Raw genomic sequence first — 15,865 nt, forward strand, 5'->3', positions numbered from 1 at the left:
ATCGCGCGCATGGCGCGCTCCTGCAGGTGTGTGTTCAGCCACTGGGCAATGCGCGGCCAGTCGCAGGGCGAATAACGCGCCAGCGTTATCCGCCGAGCAGATGCCGGCGGATAACCTGTCCCAGGTTATGCGCCCTACGGTGCTACAGGTATGCAAGGGCGCGCTCTGTGTAGGAGCGAGCTTGCTCGCGAACCCCGGCAGCGCCGAACTTGCGGTTTCAGCGCTGTTCCAGCCACTGCGCGATACGCGGCCAGATTTCCTGACTGGCATTGCGCGACAGCAGCAGGCGGTTATGGCTGTAATCCTCTCGCGCGCCGGTCGCCAGCCCGAACAGCTCCAGCTTCGCGTCGTTGCCACCAAACGCTTTAACCAGCGCCTCGCACCCGGCAACCGGAGCGATGAAGGTATCGCCGCTACCCGCCACGCCCAGCACCGCTAGATCGACGTTCGCCAGTCCGGCCAGATAGTCGAACCCCGCCAGCGAATCGAAGCGCCGCCGCAGGTTCCACTGGCACCACTGGCGCATCAGCCGTGCGCTCTCCGCTTCCGGCCCCACACTCTTCGCCCGGCTGGGCGCGACGCGTCGCCAGCGCAGCAGCCAGTCGTAGCCGAGCACGGCGAGCCGATGAGAAAGACTGGCCCCGGCCGCCGTGGCCTGGGAGCCGATCAGCACCATCGAGCGCAGCCGCCGCTGCGCCAGTTCGGGATGGCGCGCCGCCCACATGGCGACGATCAGTCCGCCGCCGGAATGGCCGATCCAGTGCAGCGCCGTTTGCCCGCTGCGCTGGCTCACCGCATCGAGAATCGCCGGCACATCCTGCTCGGCGACATCATCGAAGCTGTGGATAAAACCGTTGCGCTCACTGTCGCCATGTCCACGCCAGTCGAACAGCCAGCAGGCGAACCCTTGCCCGGCAAGGTAGTCGGCCAGCCCCAGGCAGCTTCGATGGTTGGAAAAGGTGCCGTGGGTCAGCACGACGGGCACGCCGTCCGCCGGGCCCACGCGGCGCAGTGCCAGGTTGACGCCATCGGCGGTGCGGATCAGTTCCGGTGAGAGTGGGGCGGCTTCTTGTGCGGTCATGGCGCGCATCCGGGTGGGGGCGATCCATGCTGCTCCGGCGCGCCGGCCGGAGCAATCCCGGCCGCTTATTTGGTCGCTTTCAGCACCACGAATTTCGGATTTGCCGCCACCTGCTCCACGCCGCGGAACAGGCGCTTGAGCTTGGCGTGGTAGCCCAGGTGGCGATTGCCCACGATCCACAACTCGCCGCCGGTGACCAGCGCGGCGCGGGCCTGCTGGAACATGCGCCAGGCGAGGAAGTCGCCGACTACCTGCTGCTGGTGGAACGGCGGGTTGCACAGGACCAGGTCCAGGGAGTCGGCGGCCTGGCTGGCGAGACCGTCGTCGGGATGGATATCCACAGGCCGGTCGCCGAGGGCCGCCTGCCAGTTCTCCTGTGCGGACTGCACGGCCATGTACGACTCGTCCACCAGCGTCAGCTTGGCCTGCGGATTGAGCAGGGCGAAGGCGATACCCAGCACGCCGTTGCCGCAGCCCAGGTCCGCTGCGCGCACAGCGTGATGGATCTGCGGCAGGTGCGGGAGGAAGGCGCGGGTACCGATGTCCAGGCCGTCGCGGCAGAACACGTTGGCGTGGTTGACCAGGGTGAGTGCCGGTTTCTCCAGGCGGTAGCGCGTGGGGTAGGGCGACGCGGGGGCGGGGCGTTGTTCGGCGGTCGCGACCAGCAGGCGGGCCTTCTTCACCGCCAGCGAGGCCTGCATCGGGCCAATGTACTTGTCCAGCAGGTCACCGGCGGCGCGCGGCAGGTGCTTGATCATGCCGGCGGCGACGACTTTCGCGCCCGGCGCGAGCTGGCCGTGCAGGCGGATCAGTTGTTCTTCCAGCAGCGCGAGGGTTTTGGGCACACGGATCAGCACGTGGTCGAACGGGCCCTGCGGGGTTTCGCTGGCGGGGACGAAGGTCAGCGGCGCTTCGGCGAGGCCGTTGCGTTCGAGGTTGCGCTCAAGGGCGATGAAGCCCAGGTGCGAATCGCCGCTGCTGGTCAGGCGCACGTGGGGCGCGAGGCTGGCGGCGAGTGCGCCGAAGCTGTCGTTGAGCACCAGCACCCGACTGTCCGCGCCGACACCTTGTTCGTGAAGGTGCGCAAGCAGGTATTCGTCCGCCGCATCGAAGGCCTGCAGCGGGTCTTCGCGCTGTTCGGGGTGACGGACCAGATCGAGCTGGGCGAAGGGGCTGGCGAGGACGGGCATGGGACTCTCGAACGAAGAAGGGCTGAGAACGGATGAAGCTGGAAGTCGCAATGAGACGAGGCTGATTGCAACGAGATTGTCATCAAACTGAGAAGCAGTTGGCCATCATCTGCTTGTGCAGGGCGGCGTTATACCGAAAAATTATGACCTATCCGCCCGCTGTCGTCTTTCCATCGCTGCGCGGCGGCCTCCCAATAATAACCGGGCGGTCCATGCGACCCGGTAGGGCCCGATCCCGGAGCTGCGCTCCGCCGACCGACGGCCACTCTTCCAAGTCTTCACGAATCCTCGACACGCGACGCTCGTTCGCGCGCCGGGCTATTGCCATTGCATAAGGATATCGATGTACCAGTCGTTGCTCGGGGTGGCCTTGTCCGCCCTTTTCCTCGTGGCCCAACCGGCCTTCGCCGATGCGCCCATCGTGATCAAGTTCTCCCACGTCGTTGCCGATGACACGCCCAAGGGCCGCGGCGCGCTGCTGTTCAAGAAGCTGGTGGAAGAGCGCCTGGCCGGCCAGGTGAAGGTCGAGGTGTTCCCCAACTCCACACTGTTCGGCGATGCCGACGAACTGCAGGCGCTGCAGGACGGCAAGGTGCAGATGCTGGCGCCGTCTTTGTCGAAGTTCGAGGGCTACACCAAGCAGCTCGAAGTCTTCGACCTGCCGTTCCTGTTCGACGACCTGGAGGCGGTGAAGCGCTTCCAGAAGCGTGACAAGAGCCGTGAACTGCTGCACTCCATGGCGCGCTCGGGCATCTACGGCCTGGGCTACTGGAACAACGGCATGAAGCAGCTCTCTGCCAACCGCGAGCTGCGCGCACCGGCCGATGCCAAGGGGCTGGCCTTCCGCATCCAGCCGTCCTCGGTGATCAATGCCCAGTTCGGTCTGCTCGAGGCCACGGCGGTGAAGATGCCCTTCGCCGAGACCCTCAAGGCGCTGCAGGACGGCAAGGTGCAAGGCACCGAGAACACCTGGTCGAACATCGGCAGCCAGAAGCTGGATACCGCGCAGCCGTTCATCACCGAGACCAACCACGGTGTGCTCAGCTACATGGTGATCAGCAACCAGAAGTTCTGGAACAGCATGCCGTACCCGGTGCGCACCCAGCTGGAAAGCATCATCGAAGAGGTCACCGTCGAGGTGAACAAGGACGCCGAGGCGCTGAACCAGAAGGAACGTGACCATGTGGTGGCCAACGGCAAGGCGCGCATCATCGCCCTGACGCCGGCAGAGCGTGAAGCCTGGCGCACCGCCATGCAGCCGCTGTGGAAGCAGTTCGAAGGCGAGATCGGCACCGATGTGCTGCGCGCCGCCCAGGTGGTGAACCGCAAGCACTGATCCCCTGGCAGTGATCTGGAGCAGGCTTGTGGCGATCTGCGTGGATAGCCACAAGCCTTGCGGGTGTTTCTATCGCCCTGAATACGGGAAAATGGGCCGTTGCCTGCAAAGGAGCGGACGATGACCGCCAGCGAAGAGAAGTTCACCCGCCAGACCCTGGTGGAGGTGCAGACGCTCACCCCGAGCCTGTTCACCCTGCGCACCACCCGCGACAGCGGCTACCGCTTCCGCGCCGGGCAGTTCGCCCGCCTGGGCGTGTACAAGCCCAGCGGCAGCATCGTCTGGCGCGCCTACTCGATGGTCTCGGCGCCCCACGACGACTTCCTCGAGTTCTTCTCCATCGTCGTTCCCGGCGGCGAATTCACCAGCGAACTCAGCCGCCTGCGCGTCGGCGACCAGTTGCTGGTGGATCGCCAGGCTTTCGGTTTCCTCACCCTTGATCGCTTCCCCGATGGCCGCGACCTGTGGCTGCTGTCCACCGGCACGGGCCTGGCGCCTTTCCTGTCGATCCTGCAGGACTTCGAGGTGTGGGAACGCTTCGAGACCATCAAGCTGGTCTACAGCGCCCGCGAGGAAAAGGAACTGGCCTACCGCGACCTGATCGCCAGCTTCGGCGCGATGGAACACCTGGCTGAACATATCCACAAGCTGCAGTTCATCCCGGTGGTCACCCGCGAGCAGGTGCCCGGTTGCCTGAACGCGCGGATCACCACGCTGATCGAGAACGGCGAGCTGGAACGCGCCGCCGGTCTGGAACTCACCCCGGAACATTCGCGGGTGATGCTCTGCGGCAACCCGCAGATGATCGAGGACACCCGCGCCGTGCTGAAGGCCCGTGGCATGAGCCTTGCGCTGACGCGCAAGCCCGGCCAGATCGCCGTGGAAAACTATTGGTAAGTATCGCTCGATAGATTTTGAAAAGATTGTCCGCTGAGGACTGGCCGCCTTTGCCCTTAGGATAAGCGTCCGTTTCCTCTTTTTCGGACCTCGATGGACAGTCAAAGTACGAAGCCGACCCCGGTGCCTACCCCCGTAGAGCCCGTGATCGGCGAACCTCCCCCGGCACCCGCGTTCGCGGATGCCGCTTCCCGGCCTGCCATGGCGCGCACCCAGCGAGGTGAGTCGGCATGGAATGGCTGATGGACCCCACGGCCTGGCTCGGCCTGCTCACCCTGATCCTGCTCGAGCTGGTGCTCGGCATCGATAACCTGGTCTTCATCGCGATCCTTGCGGACAAGCTGCCGCCGCACCTGCGCGACCGCGCGCGGCTGATCGGCCTGTCGCTGGCGCTGCTGATGCGCCTGGGCCTGCTGGCGAGCATTTCCTGGCTGGTCACGCTCACCGAACCCTTGATCGAGGTGCTCGGCAAGAGCTTCTCCGGCCGCGACCTGATCATGCTGTTCGGTGGTCTGTTCCTGTTGTTCAAGGCGACCCTGGAGCTGCACGAGCGCCTGGAAGGCCGCGTGCACACTTCCAACGGCAAGCGTGTCTATGCGGCCTTCTGGCCGGTGGTCGCGCAGATCGTGGTGCTGGACGCGGTGTTCTCCCTCGACGCGGTGATCACTGCCGTGGGCATGGTCGAGCAGCTGGAGGTGATGATGATCGCAGTCATCTTCTCCATCGGCCTGATGATGGTCGCCAGCAAGCCGCTGACGCGCTTCGTCAACGAACACCCGACAGTGATCATGCTGTGCCTGGGCTTCCTGCTGATGATCGGTTTCAGCCTGACTGCCGAAGGCCTGGGCTTCCACATCCCGAAAGGCTACCTGTACGCCGCCATCGGCTTCAGCCTGCTGATCGAGATGGCCAACCAGCTGGTGCGTTGGAAGCGGCAGAAGAGCCAGCGCGGCCAGCGTGGCCTGCGCCAGCGCACCGCCCACGCCGTGCTGCGCCTGATGGGCGGCAAGGTCGACGCCGACGAGGTGGGCGAAGACATCGCCGACCTGGTGGGGCCGGACGACGGCGGAGACGCGCCGTTCCACCGCCGCGAACGGGTGATGATCAGTGGTGTGCTGGGCCTGGCCGAGCGCCCGGTGAAGGCCGTGATGATCGACCGTCAGCGCGTGCATCGCGTTGACGTGGCCGACAGCCCGGAGAACATCCGCCGTGCGCTGCTGGAGTCGCCGTACTCGCGTCTGCTGGTGATCCGCGAAGGCAACATCGATGAGCCGCTGGGCTATGTGCACAAGAAGGAGCTGTTCTCCGCCCTGTTGCAGGGCCGCGAGCTGGACATCCTGCCGCTGCTGCGCGAGCCGCTGAGCCTGCCGGACAGCAGCACGGTGCTGGGCGCGCTGGAGCTGATGCGCGAGGCCTCGACCCACCTGGCCTTCGTGGTCAACGAGTTCGGTGGTTTCGAGGGCATGCTGAGCATGACCGACGTGCTGGAAGCCATCGCCGGTGAGCTGCCGGACGCCAGCGAGGTGTCCGGTACGGACATCGAGGTGGAGGCGGGTGCCTACCGGGTGGACGGTGCAGTGACGCTGTCGGCGCTGGCCGAACGGGTCGGCTTCCACGCCCGCCCGACGGCGGAGTACCAGACCCTCGGGGGGCTGGCACTCAAGCACCTTGGCCGCTTGCCGGCCAAGGGTGACACGCTGGAGCTGGGCGGCTGGCGCCTGGAGGTGACAGACGTCAGCGAACGGCGCATCGGCCGTGTGCTGCTGACGCCGCCGGCCTGACGCCGGGCCCGATCAGCGATCGGCTCAGGGAGCGCGGTTGTTCTGCTGCTTGAGCAGGTCGCGGATCTCGGTCAGCAGGGTTTCTTCGGCGCTCGGCACCGGCGGGGCGCTGGGCTCCACTGCTTCTTCGCGCTTGAGCTTGTTGATTGCCTTCACGCCCATGAAGATGGCGAAGGCTACGATGATGAAGTCCAGGCAGGTCTGAATGAATTTGCCGTAGGCCAGCATCACCGCCGGTGTCTGGCCCTCGGCGGCCTTGAGCGTGATCGCCAGGTCGGAGAAGTCCATGCCACCGATCAGCAGGCCAATGGGCGGCATGATCACGTCACCGACGAAGGACGAAACAATCTTGCCGAAGGCGGCGCCGATGATGATACCGACGGCCATGTCGACCACGTTGCCCTTGACCGCGAAGGCCTTGAATTCGTTGAGCAGACTCATGCACAGACTCCTTGTTACGCAAGATAGAGGGGGACAGGCGCAGTTTAGCGGCCCGTCGCCGTCTGAACACCCCGTCCGCGGTCAATTCCAACGGCATGACCGGCGGCGGTGGGCGGCATCGCGCCGTGGTCTAGGCTTACCGGGCAAGCCATAAACTCCCATTCATCCCAACAAGGAGGCCCGCCATGCCGCTCGAGCATCATCCCCTGTCCCGCGAATTCCCAGACCAGAAGGCCCTGATGACCCGGTTGCATGGGAAGGACGCGAACTTCACCCGCATGGCCGCCAGCTACGAAGAGCTGGACAAGAGGATCTACGACATCGAGGACGGCCGACAGGCGATGGACGACCTCGCCCTCAACTCCCTCAAGCTGCAGCGCGTGGCGCTGAAGGACGAGATTTCCGACCTGCTCAAGCGATCCGGTTGAGCTTGACCAGAGTCAAGGGTGTTGGGCGGAGCGAGGCGTAGGCTCCTGTCATCCTTTTCCAACCGGTGCCACCGCCATGCGTAAAGCCATTTCGTCCTCTGGCAAGTCCGTCACCAAGCCCTCCAAGCGTAACGTCGAAGTCCTGCGCGCCCAGGAACGTCTGGTTCGCATGAAGTTGCAGTACGAATTGCTGGACCAGCGCATCGGGCGTGTGGAGGAGGGCATCGAGCGTCCCGACTGCACCCTGGCCTCGCTGCTGATGCGCCGCGAAAGCCTCAAGCACGATATGGAAAGCCAGTACCGCCGCCTGGCGGGCTGAAGCGCTTGGCCTGATTGGCTATGATGCGGACTTTGTATTCGACGGAAGTCCCTCATGGCCAAGGCCAAGCGCATGTACGGCTGCACCGAGTGCGGCGCCACCTATCCGAAATGGGCCGGCCAGTGCCCTGATTGCGGCGCCTGGAACACCCTGGTCGAGACCGTCATCGATACGACGCCCACTGGCGGTTCCGGCGGCGGCTCCAGCTCCGGCCGGGGCGGTTGGGCCGGCCAGCAGGCCAACATCAAGACCCTCGCCGAAGTCAGCGTCGAGGAGATGCCGCGTTTCTCCACCGCCTCGGCGGAGCTGGACCGCGCCCTCGGCGGCGGTCTGGTCGACGGCTCGGTGGTGCTGATCGGCGGCGACCCCGGCATCGGCAAGTCCACCATCCTCCTGCAGACCCTCTGCAACATCGCCACGCGCCTGCCGGCGCTCTATGTCACGGGTGAGGAATCCCAGCAGCAGGTCGCCATGCGCGCCCGCCGCCTGGGCCTGCCCGAAGACAAGCTCAAGGTGATGACCGAGACCTGCATCGAGACCATCATCGCCACGGCGCGCCAGGAGCAGCCCAAGGTCATGGTGATCGACTCGATCCAGACCATCTTCACCGAACAGCTGCAATCCGCGCCTGGCGGCGTCGCCCAGGTGCGCGAAAGTGCGGCGCTGCTGGTGCGTTTCGCCAAGCAGAGCGGCACGGCGATCTTCCTGGTCGGCCACGTCACCAAGGAGGGCTCCCTGGCCGGCCCGCGCGTGCTGGAGCACATGGTCGACACCGTGCTGTATTTCGAGGGTGAATCCGACGGCCGCCTGCGCCTGCTGCGGGCGGTGAAGAACCGCTTCGGCGCGGTGAACGAACTGGGCGTGTTCGCCATGACCGACCGTGGTCTGAAGGAAGTGTCCAACCCGTCGGCAATCTTCCTCACCCGCGCCCAGGAATCGGTGCCGGGCAGCGTAGTCATGGCTACCTGGGAAGGCTCGCGGCCGATGCTGGTGGAAGTTCAGGCGCTGGTGGACACCAGCCACCTGGCCAACCCGCGCCGCGTGACCCTGGGCCTGGACCAGAACCGCCTGGCCATGCTGCTGGCGGTGCTGCACCGTCACGGCGGCATCCCGACCTACGATCAGGATGTGTTCCTCAACGTGGTCGGCGGTGTGAAGGTTCTGGAGACGGCGTCAGACCTGGCGCTGATGGCGGCGGTGATGTCCAGCCTGCGCAATCGCCCACTGGATCACCAGTTGCTGGTGTTCGGCGAAGTCGGTCTGTCCGGCGAGGTGCGGCCGGTGCCCAGCGGTCAGGAACGTCTGAAAGAAGCGGCCAAGCACGGCTTCAAGCGCGCCATCGTGCCCAAGGGCAACGCGCCGAAGGAGTCGCCGCCGGGCCTGCAGGTGATCGCCGTAACGCGCCTGGAGCAGGCGCTGGATGCGTTGTTCGAATAGATTCGCTTCAGCGTGGCTGATGAGCAATCGCGGACGAAGTCCGCTCCCACGAAAATGCTGAGCCGAGCGTGGGAGCGGACTCTGTCCGCGATCGTCTGCCCGCAGGCACGGCCGCTCAATGCTCGCTGAGCAGCGTCAGCTCCCGCTCCAGCAGCGATTCGTCCCCCAGGTTCAGCTCCACCAGGCGGCGCAGGTGGCTGATGGAATCCAGGTCGATGTGCCGGCAATTGAAGCCCAGCAGGCCTTCGCGCTCCCAGGCAAGGTCGGCCTCCATATAGACGTTGACGTCGAAGCCCAGGTAGATGCGCACCTGCACCGGTTCCTGGGCGACGATGCTCCAGTGTTCCGGCCGCTGCACCAGCAGGCCCTGGAGGGACAGGTCGAGCAGCGTCACCTTCCAGCGCAGGTCGCCCTGGCTGATCTCGGTGCCGGCGTCGAAGGCGATGCGCTGGAAGCGCCGGCGCTCGTCGTGATCGTCAGTCATGTCGTGGCTCTCCGGCCGTTTCTGCTTCGCCTCACTATAGACGTAAGCAATCGCCGACGTGTCGTACGCCGATTGCTGACGTTTCGTCCGTCAGACGCAGCCCCCGCGGGTTTGACAGCCTGCGGACCCTCGCCAAAGCTCCATGTGCGTTTAACCACTACAACTGCGGAGTGCAGAGCATGGACAAGAAACTCATCAAGGGTCTGATTTTTGGGGTTATCAGCGTTGCCAGCCTGGCAGCGCACGCAGATGAAGCCGGGCAGAGCGGCAAGGGCTGCGGTTGGGGCAACATGGTCTTCGACGGTCAGCGCGGCCTGTTCCCGCACCTGCTGGCCACCACTACCAACGGCACCTCGGGCAACGCCACCTTCGGCCTGACCTCCGGCACCAACGGCTGCGATGCCAGCCAGCGCATTTCATACGGTGGCCGTTCGATCTTCGCCATGAACGGCATGCTCGACAACATCGCCGAGAACATGGCCCAGGGCCACGGCGAGGCGCTGGACGCCTACGCGGTCCTGCTCGGCATCCCGACCCAGGACCGCGCGCACTTCGCCCAGGTCACCCAGCAGCACTTCGGTGAGATCTTCACTTCCAAGGACGCCACTGGCGAACAGGTGCTGAACAACACCCTGGCCGTGATGAGCCGTGACCAGACGCTGGCGCAGTACGCCAAGCAGCCGGCCTGACCGACCGTTGTGCCGCAAAGGCCCGCCTCAGGCGGGCCTTTTCATTTCCTGACCCTGCGGTCGAGCGCGTTGACCTCCGGCAATAAGCGCGTAATCGCCCTAGACTAAGGTCGTATGAATGGGTCGCTGGAAAAGACTAGAATTTTTCTGCGAATTCTCGCCTTCAAACTGTCGGAAGCCTCGCTATGAACAATAACAACAGCCTGCTACGTCACCTCGCCTGGCTGGCGGTGGCGATAGTCGGTGCATTTGCCTTGGGAGTCGTGGCACTACGTCGCGGCGAAGCCATCAACGCACTGTGGATCGTCGTCGCGGCGGTTGCCATCTACCTGGTCGCCTACCGCTACTACAGCCTGTTCATCGCCACCAAGGTGATGCAGCTGGACGCCAACCGAGCGACCCCTGCGGTCCTCAACAACGACGGTCTGGACTACGTCCCGACCAACAAGCACATCCTCTTCGGTCACCACTTCGCTGCCATTGCCGGCGCCGGCCCGCTGGTCGGTCCCGTACTGGCTGCGCAGATGGGTTACCTGCCCGGCACGCTCTGGCTGATCGCCGGCGTGGTGCTGGCCGGTGCCGTACAGGATTTCATGGTTCTGTTCATCTCCAGCCGCCGCAACGGGCGCTCCCTGGGTGAACTGGTCCGCGAGGAAATGGGGCAGGTGGCGGGGACCATCGCTCTGTTCGGCGCGTTCCTGATCATGATCATCATCCTCGCGGTGCTCGCGCTGATCGTGGTGAAGGCCCTGGCCGAAAGCCCGTGGGGCATGTTCACCGTGCTGGCGACCATTCCGATCGCGCTGTTCATGGGCGTGTACATGCGCTACATCCGACCGGGCCGCATCGGCGAGATTTCCGTGGTCGGCATCATCCTGCTGCTGGGCTCCATCTGGCTCGGTGGCCAGATTGCCGCCAGCCCCGAGTGGGCCCCGGTGTTCACCTTCCATGGCGTGCAGATCGTCTGGATGCTGATCGCCTACGGCGCCATCGCCTCGGTGCTGCCGGTCTGGCTGCTGCTGGCGCCGCGTGACTACCTGTCGACCTTCCTCAAGATCGGCACCATCATCGCCCTGGCCATCGGCATCGTGATCGTCTCGCCGGAGCTGAAGATGCCGGCCCTGACCCAGTTCACCGACGGCACCGGCCCGGTGTGGAAGGGCGGCCTGTTCCCGTTCCTGTTCATCACCATCGCCTGTGGCGCCGTCTCCGGCTTCCACGCGCTGATCTCCTCGGGCACCACGCCCAAGCTGCTCAACCGCGAGCCCGACGCCCGCTACATCGGCTACGGCGGCATGCTGATGGAGTCCTTCGTGGCCATCATGGCGATGGTCGCCGCCTCGGTCATCGAGCCGGGCATCTACTTCGCCATGAACAGCCCGCCGGCTGTCGTCGGTACCGACGTCACCGCCGTGGCCGCGACCGTCAGCAGCTGGGGCTTCACCATCACCCCGGAAGTGCTGGCCCAGACCGCCAAGGACATCGGCGAGACCACCATCCTGGCCCGCGCCGGTGGTGCGCCGACGCTCGCCGTGGGTATCGCGCACATCCTTCACCAGGTGCTGCCGGGTGAGAACACCATGGCCTTCTGGTACCACTTCGCGATCCTCTTCGAAGCGCTGTTCATCCTCACCGCGGTGGACGCCGGCACCCGTGCCGGGCGCTTCATGCTGCAGGACCTGCTGGGCAACTTCGTCCCGGCGCTGAAGAAGACCGAATCCTGGACCGCCAACATCATCGGTACCGGCGGCTGCGTCGCGCTGTGGGGCTGGCTGCTGTACCAGGGCGTGGTCGATCCGCTGGGTGGCATCAACACGCTGTGGCCGCTGTTCGGCATCTCCAACCAGATGCTCGCCGGCATCGCGCTGATGCTCTCCACCGTCGTGCTGATCAAGATGAAGCGCCAGCAATACGTCTGGGTGACCGCCCTGCCGGCCGCCTGGTTGCTGATCTGCACCACCACCGCCGGCCTGATCAAGCTGTTCGACAGCAACCCGGCCGTGGGCTTCATCGCCCTGGGCAAGAAGTACTCCGCCGGCCTGGACGCCGGGCAGATCATCGCCCCGGCCAAGGACATCGGCCAGATGCAGCACGTGATGATGAACGCCTACATCAACGCCGGCCTCACCGTGCTGTTCCTGCTGGTGGTGTTCAGCGTGCTGGTGTACGCGATCAAGGTAGGCGCGAGCGCCTGGACCAAGAAGGAGCGCACCGACAAGGAAGCTCCGTTCCAGCCGATCCCGGACGCCTGACGGAGGAACATCATGTTCAACGACCTCAGCCGCATGGGTAAGTACCTCGGGCAGGCCGCGCGCATGCTGGTCGGCATGCCCGATTACGACACCTACGTTCAGCACATGCAGAACAAGCACCCGGACAAGACTCCGATGACCTACGAAGAGTTCTTCCGCGAGCGCCAGGAGGCGCGTTACGGTGGCGGCAAGGGAAGGCCGATCCGCTGCTGCTGATGCGATGAAACTGGCTGCGTGGCCGATGCTGCGTTGCCAGTGGCCGGAAAAATGCTCATTTACTGAAGTAGACTCCGCTTTTTCCGGCCACTGGCGCCTTGCCTCGCCTGCCTCGCCGACGTTTCATTAGTAGAAATGCGGGCCGCGAGCGATCGCGGCCCGTTTTCTTTTCCGATTGCCTGGATGTTCCCATGACCGATTCCGCAAGCGTGCCGCAGATTCCGGTGACTGTTCTCACCGGTTTCCTCGGGGCCGGCAAGACCACCCTGCTCAAGTACATCCTCAAGGCCGAGCATGGCCTGAAGATCGCCGTGATCGAGAACGAATTCAGCGAGACGCCCATCGACGCTCAATTGCTCGGCGACGACGCGGTGCAGGTGACTACGCTGTCCAACGGCTGCGTCTGCTGCACCATCAATAGCGACCTCGAGCGTGCGCTCTATGTCCTGCTGGAGCGACGCGACAACGGCGAGCTGGATTTCGACCGCCTGGTGATCGAGTGCACCGGCCTGGCCGACCCGGCCCCGGTGGCGCAGACCTTCTTCGTCGACGAGACCCTGCGCGAGCGCTACCTGCTCGACGGCATCATCACCCTGGTGGATGCCGCCAACGCCGACCGTCACCTGCAGGAAGCCATCGCCCAGGCCCAGGTCGGCTTCGGTGACCGCATCCTGGTGAGCAAGCGCGACCTGGTGTCGCCGGAGCAATACGAAGCATTGGTCGAGCGCCTGCAGCGCATCAATCGGCGCGCCGAAATCCACGCGGTGGAGCATGGCGCCATCGAACTGGAACGCCTGCTCGACGTGCGCGGCTTCAACCTCAATGCCGACGTTGGCCTGCGCCCGTTGCTGCGCCCGGTGCGCCCGGCGGCGGATACCACCGACCGCATCACGACCCTGGTGCTGCGCAGCGACAACCCGCTGGATATCGAACGCCTGAGCGAGTTCATGGATGACCTGCTGCAATGGCACGGCAACTCGCTGCTGCGCTACAAGGGCGTGCTGAACATCGCCGGCGAGGAGCGCCGCCTGGTGTTCCAGGGCGTGCTGCGGCTTTATGGCTTCGACTGGGACACCGAGTGGAAGGGCAACGAGCAGCGCGAGAGCGTGATCGTCTTCATCGGTGACAACCTGCCTGAAGAAGAGATTCGCCGGGGCTTCGATCGCATCACGGGCGGCCCGACCGCCTGAATGCATACGCCCGGCCAATGCCGGGCGTTTTGTTTGGCGCTTCGTAGGAGCGAGCTTGCTCGCGAACCAGCGCTCTCGTTTAACGCCAGTTTTCAACGCTCGCGCCGTACAGTCCCCTCTCCCTGAAGGGAGAGGGCCGCCCGGTGCGGTGGCGAGCTTCGGCGTCAGCTGGGGGCTTCTGTTCGCGAGCAAGCTCGCTCCTACACAAAAGCGGCGTGGCGTTACTCAGCCGCCAATCAGATGCTTGAGCGGGTGGTAATCCGCCTTCAGGTTCCCCGCCGCCTTGATGATCGCCTGTTCGATGGCGTTCAGGTGCATGCAGGTCAGCTCGATGGCTGCCGCCTGGTTGCCCGCTTCGATGTACTCGATCAACTTCTGGTGTTCGTTGCCGCGGCAGGTCTCGTGCTGGTCGTCGTCCAGGGTGGTGGCGTAGAGCGAGGCGCGTTCGATCAGCTTGCGGAAGAAATCCAACAGCACCGGATTGTTCAGCGCTGCCGCGAGCTTGAGATGGAACTCGCCGAGCAGGTGGACGAATCGCGCATGGTCGTGGTCATGGGTCGCCTCTTCCAGCGCCACGTGGTCACGCAGGTCCTGGATGATCGCGCTGTCCGCGCGCCGGCAGAGTTCGCTGACGATGCCGATCTCGATCAGCCGCCGCGTTTCGAACAGCGAGCGGATCTCCTCGTCGCTGGGTAATGACACCCACGCACCTTTGTTGAGCGCGCTGGATACCAGCCCATCCGCTTCCAGATGTTTCAGCGCCGCGCGCACCGAAGTGCGGCTGACCTTGAACAAATCCGCCAATGCCGCCTCGCCGAGCTTCATGCCCGGGCGCAGGCTGCGCTTGCTGATCGCCTCGTAAACCCCTTGGTAGACGCGTTCCACCGTGGATTCGGGGTGCTTCTCCGTCATGAGCGACTCCGCCTCTTGCTTGACCCTTCAAAGGATGCCGCAAAACCGTCCGTGCAAAACCAGTTGCAGAAGAAAAATACATCAGCTATTTCTAGATTGCATTCAAATATTGCATACAAAAACAAGAGGAATGCACCAAAATGAATCACTCGTCGTCAGTCGAGGTGCGTCGGGTCAGCAAGCGCTACACCGATGATCCCAATGTCGCTCCCGCCCTCAATGAAGTGTCGGTCGACATCGCCCATAACGAATTCTTCACCCTGCTGGGGCCGTCCGGCTGCGGCAAGACCACGCTGCTGCGCAGCATCGCCGGGTTCGAGAACGTCACCTCCGGCGACATCCTCGTCGGCGGCGAGCGGGTCAACGACCTGCCGCCGTACCGCCGCCGCATCAACACCGTGTTCCAGAGTTACGCCCTGTTCCCGCATATGTCGGTGAGCGAGAACATCGCTTTCGGCCTGGAGATGCAGGGGCTGCAGCGCTCGGAGATTCCGAAACGGGTGAAGGAAATGCTCGCGCTGGTGCAGATGGAACACCTCGCTCGGCGCAAGCCGGCGGAACTCTCCGGCGGCCAGCAGCAACGCGTCGCCCTGGCCCGAGCGCTGGCGCCCAAGCCCTCGGTCCTGCTGCTCGACGAACCGCTGTCCGCGCTGGACCTGAAGCTGCGCAAGGAAATGCAGGTCGAGCTCAAGCGCGTGCAGGAAGAGGCGGGCATCACCTTCATCTTCGTCACCCACGACCAGGAAGAAGCGCTGACCCTGTCCGACCGCATCGCCGTGATGTCCCACGGCAACATCATGCAGATCGGCACGCCCAACGAGATCTACGAACGCCCGACGCATCGCTTCGTCGCGCAGTTCATCGGCGACATCAACTTCCTCCCCGGGCAGATGCGCCAGGGCGGCTTCCACCCCAACGCCATGGCCGCGGAGATCCCCTGCGAGCTGCCGGCCGGCCTGAGCAGCGCCAGCGTGCAACTGGCCTTCCGCCCGGAACGCTCGAAGCTGGTCGACCCCTCGCAGCCGCACCACCTGCGCGCGGTGATCGAGACGGTGATGTACGTCGGCACCGCCACGTTGTATCGCTGCCGCCTGCCCGACGCTTCGCAGATCACCCTGCGCGAGAGCAACGAGGGCGGCCGCGCCCGCGACGTCGGCGAGGCCGTGGCGGTGCATCTGCCGCCCCAGGCCTGCCTGCTGATGGAGGCCTGAG

Annotated in this window: 16 protein-coding genes; 11 read left to right on the forward strand and 5 right to left on the reverse strand. The window is 64.8% G+C overall.

Going from position 1 to position 15,865, the window contains the following annotated elements:
• Nucleotides 1-217 precede the first annotated feature (217 nt).
• Both UB43_RS24900 and UB43_RS24905 read right to left on the reverse strand, forming a co-directional pair.
• A complete protein-coding gene (locus UB43_RS24900; RefSeq protein WP_256205342.1) occupies nt 218-1,081 on the reverse strand; it encodes an alpha/beta fold hydrolase in 864 nt (287 codons plus the stop codon).
• A gap of 65 nt (nt 1,082-1,146) precedes the next feature.
• On the reverse strand, nt 1,147-2,271 hold the full coding sequence (locus UB43_RS24905) for a class I SAM-dependent methyltransferase (RefSeq protein WP_045216599.1): 1,125 nt from the start codon (nt 2,269-2,271) through the stop codon (nt 1,147-1,149).
• 343 nt (nt 2,272-2,614) lie between these two features.
• On the opposite strand from UB43_RS24905, the gene UB43_RS24910 reads away from it, so the two are divergent.
• The 3 genes from UB43_RS24910 to UB43_RS24920 all read left to right on the forward strand — a co-directional run bounded on the left by UB43_RS24910 (nt 2,615) and on the right by UB43_RS24920 (nt 6,285).
• Complete coding sequence (locus UB43_RS24910; RefSeq protein ID WP_045216602.1) at nt 2,615-3,607, forward strand: TRAP transporter substrate-binding protein; 993 nt, start codon at nt 2,615-2,617, stop codon at nt 3,605-3,607.
• A 120-nt stretch (nt 3,608-3,727) separates the two neighbouring features.
• Nucleotides 3,728-4,504 (forward strand): ferredoxin--NADP reductase, encoded by a 777-nt coding sequence (locus UB43_RS24915; protein WP_024764776.1) that lies wholly within the window; start codon nt 3,728-3,730, stop codon nt 4,502-4,504.
• 230 nt (nt 4,505-4,734) lie between these two features.
• Complete coding sequence (locus UB43_RS24920; protein WP_045216607.1) at nt 4,735-6,285, forward strand: TerC family protein; 1,551 nt, start codon at nt 4,735-4,737, stop codon at nt 6,283-6,285.
• A 24-nt stretch (nt 6,286-6,309) separates the two neighbouring features.
• Here UB43_RS24920 and mscL read toward each other — a convergent pair whose 3' ends face one another.
• Entirely contained in the window at nt 6,310-6,726 is a 417-nt protein-coding gene (mscL, locus tag UB43_RS24925) for a large-conductance mechanosensitive channel protein MscL (protein ID WP_045216609.1), read from the reverse strand.
• 185 nt (nt 6,727-6,911) lie between these two features.
• Between mscL and UB43_RS24930 the strand changes: the two genes are divergently transcribed.
• The 3 genes from UB43_RS24930 to radA all read left to right on the forward strand — a co-directional run bounded on the left by UB43_RS24930 (nt 6,912) and on the right by radA (nt 8,910).
• Nucleotides 6,912-7,154 carry a YdcH family protein gene (locus tag UB43_RS24930; RefSeq protein ID WP_045216611.1) on the forward strand — a complete coding sequence of 81 codons (243 nt, stop codon included), beginning with the start codon at nt 6,912-6,914 and terminating at the stop codon, nt 7,152-7,154.
• Nucleotides 7,155-7,230: 76 nt separating this feature from the next.
• Entirely contained in the window at nt 7,231-7,473 is a 243-nt protein-coding gene (locus UB43_RS24935) for a hypothetical protein (RefSeq protein ID WP_045216613.1), read from the forward strand.
• 54 nt (nt 7,474-7,527) lie between these two features.
• Nucleotides 7,528-8,910 carry a DNA repair protein RadA gene (radA, locus tag UB43_RS24940; protein WP_045216615.1) on the forward strand — a complete coding sequence of 461 codons (1,383 nt, stop codon included), beginning with the start codon at nt 7,528-7,530 and terminating at the stop codon, nt 8,908-8,910.
• A 115-nt stretch (nt 8,911-9,025) separates the two neighbouring features.
• Here radA and UB43_RS24945 read toward each other — a convergent pair whose 3' ends face one another.
• Complete coding sequence (locus tag UB43_RS24945) at nt 9,026-9,394, reverse strand: PilZ domain-containing protein (protein ID WP_045216617.1); 369 nt, start codon at nt 9,392-9,394, stop codon at nt 9,026-9,028.
• A 179-nt stretch (nt 9,395-9,573) separates the two neighbouring features.
• Between UB43_RS24945 and UB43_RS24950 the strand changes: the two genes are divergently transcribed.
• The 4 genes from UB43_RS24950 to yjiA all read left to right on the forward strand — a co-directional run bounded on the left by UB43_RS24950 (nt 9,574) and on the right by yjiA (nt 13,741).
• Nucleotides 9,574-10,083, forward strand: a complete 510-nt coding sequence (locus UB43_RS24950; RefSeq protein WP_045216619.1) for a DUF3015 domain-containing protein — start codon at nt 9,574-9,576, stop codon at nt 10,081-10,083.
• A 185-nt stretch (nt 10,084-10,268) separates the two neighbouring features.
• Nucleotides 10,269-12,335, forward strand: coding sequence for a carbon starvation CstA family protein (locus UB43_RS24955; protein WP_045216622.1), 2,067 nt, complete (start codon nt 10,269-10,271; stop codon nt 12,333-12,335).
• Nucleotides 12,336-12,347: 12 nt separating this feature from the next.
• Entirely contained in the window at nt 12,348-12,551 is a 204-nt protein-coding gene (locus UB43_RS24960) for a YbdD/YjiX family protein (RefSeq protein WP_015478970.1), read from the forward strand.
• A 191-nt stretch (nt 12,552-12,742) separates the two neighbouring features.
• Entirely contained in the window at nt 12,743-13,741 is a 999-nt protein-coding gene (yjiA, locus tag UB43_RS24965) for a GTPase (protein ID WP_045216624.1), read from the forward strand.
• A gap of 225 nt (nt 13,742-13,966) precedes the next feature.
• Here the strand turns inward: yjiA and UB43_RS24970 are convergent, their stop codons facing one another.
• Nucleotides 13,967-14,653, reverse strand: a complete 687-nt coding sequence (locus UB43_RS24970; RefSeq protein ID WP_045216627.1) for a GntR family transcriptional regulator — start codon at nt 14,651-14,653, stop codon at nt 13,967-13,969.
• A gap of 140 nt (nt 14,654-14,793) precedes the next feature.
• On the opposite strand from UB43_RS24970, the gene UB43_RS24975 reads away from it, so the two are divergent.
• A complete protein-coding gene (locus UB43_RS24975) occupies nt 14,794-15,864 on the forward strand; it encodes an ABC transporter ATP-binding protein (RefSeq protein WP_045216629.1) in 1,071 nt (356 codons plus the stop codon).
• The last annotated feature ends 1 nt before the right edge of the window (nt 15,865 follow it).

Source organism: Pseudomonas sp. 21, from assembly GCF_000955805.1.
Lineage (GTDB): Bacteria > Pseudomonadota > Gammaproteobacteria > Pseudomonadales > Pseudomonadaceae > Pseudomonas.

Excerpts from the sequence above, each read along its gene's own strand:
- UB43_RS24960 (WP_015478970.1), top strand. The coding sequence starts at position 12,348 with ATGTTCAACGACCTCAGCCGCATGGGTAAGTACCTCGGGCAGGCCGCG.
- yjiA (WP_045216624.1), top strand. The coding sequence starts at position 12,743 with ATGACCGATTCCGCAAGCGTGCCGCAGATTCCGGTGACTGTTCTCACC.
- UB43_RS24920 (WP_045216607.1), top strand. The coding sequence starts at position 4,735 with ATGGAATGGCTGATGGACCCCACGGCCTGGCTCGGCCTGCTCACCCTG.
- UB43_RS24930 (WP_045216611.1), top strand. The coding sequence starts at position 6,912 with ATGCCGCTCGAGCATCATCCCCTGTCCCGCGAATTCCCAGACCAGAAG.
- UB43_RS24975 (WP_045216629.1), top strand. The coding sequence starts at position 14,794 with ATGAATCACTCGTCGTCAGTCGAGGTGCGTCGGGTCAGCAAGCGCTAC.
- radA (WP_045216615.1), top strand. The coding sequence starts at position 7,528 with ATGGCCAAGGCCAAGCGCATGTACGGCTGCACCGAGTGCGGCGCCACC.
- UB43_RS24910 (WP_045216602.1), top strand. The coding sequence starts at position 2,615 with ATGTACCAGTCGTTGCTCGGGGTGGCCTTGTCCGCCCTTTTCCTCGTG.
- UB43_RS24900 (WP_256205342.1), bottom strand. The coding sequence starts at position 1,081 with ATGACCGCACAAGAAGCCGCCCCACTCTCACCGGAACTGATCCGCACC.
- UB43_RS24950 (WP_045216619.1), top strand. The coding sequence starts at position 9,574 with ATGGACAAGAAACTCATCAAGGGTCTGATTTTTGGGGTTATCAGCGTT.
- UB43_RS24945 (WP_045216617.1), bottom strand. The coding sequence starts at position 9,394 with ATGACTGACGATCACGACGAGCGCCGGCGCTTCCAGCGCATCGCCTTC.
- UB43_RS24905 (WP_045216599.1), bottom strand. The coding sequence starts at position 2,271 with ATGCCCGTCCTCGCCAGCCCCTTCGCCCAGCTCGATCTGGTCCGTCAC.
- mscL (WP_045216609.1), bottom strand. The coding sequence starts at position 6,726 with ATGAGTCTGCTCAACGAATTCAAGGCCTTCGCGGTCAAGGGCAACGTG.
- UB43_RS24970 (WP_045216627.1), bottom strand. The coding sequence starts at position 14,653 with ATGACGGAGAAGCACCCCGAATCCACGGTGGAACGCGTCTACCAAGGG.
- UB43_RS24915 (WP_024764776.1), top strand. The coding sequence starts at position 3,728 with ATGACCGCCAGCGAAGAGAAGTTCACCCGCCAGACCCTGGTGGAGGTG.
- UB43_RS24955 (WP_045216622.1), top strand. The coding sequence starts at position 10,269 with ATGAACAATAACAACAGCCTGCTACGTCACCTCGCCTGGCTGGCGGTG.
- UB43_RS24935 (WP_045216613.1), top strand. The coding sequence starts at position 7,231 with ATGCGTAAAGCCATTTCGTCCTCTGGCAAGTCCGTCACCAAGCCCTCC.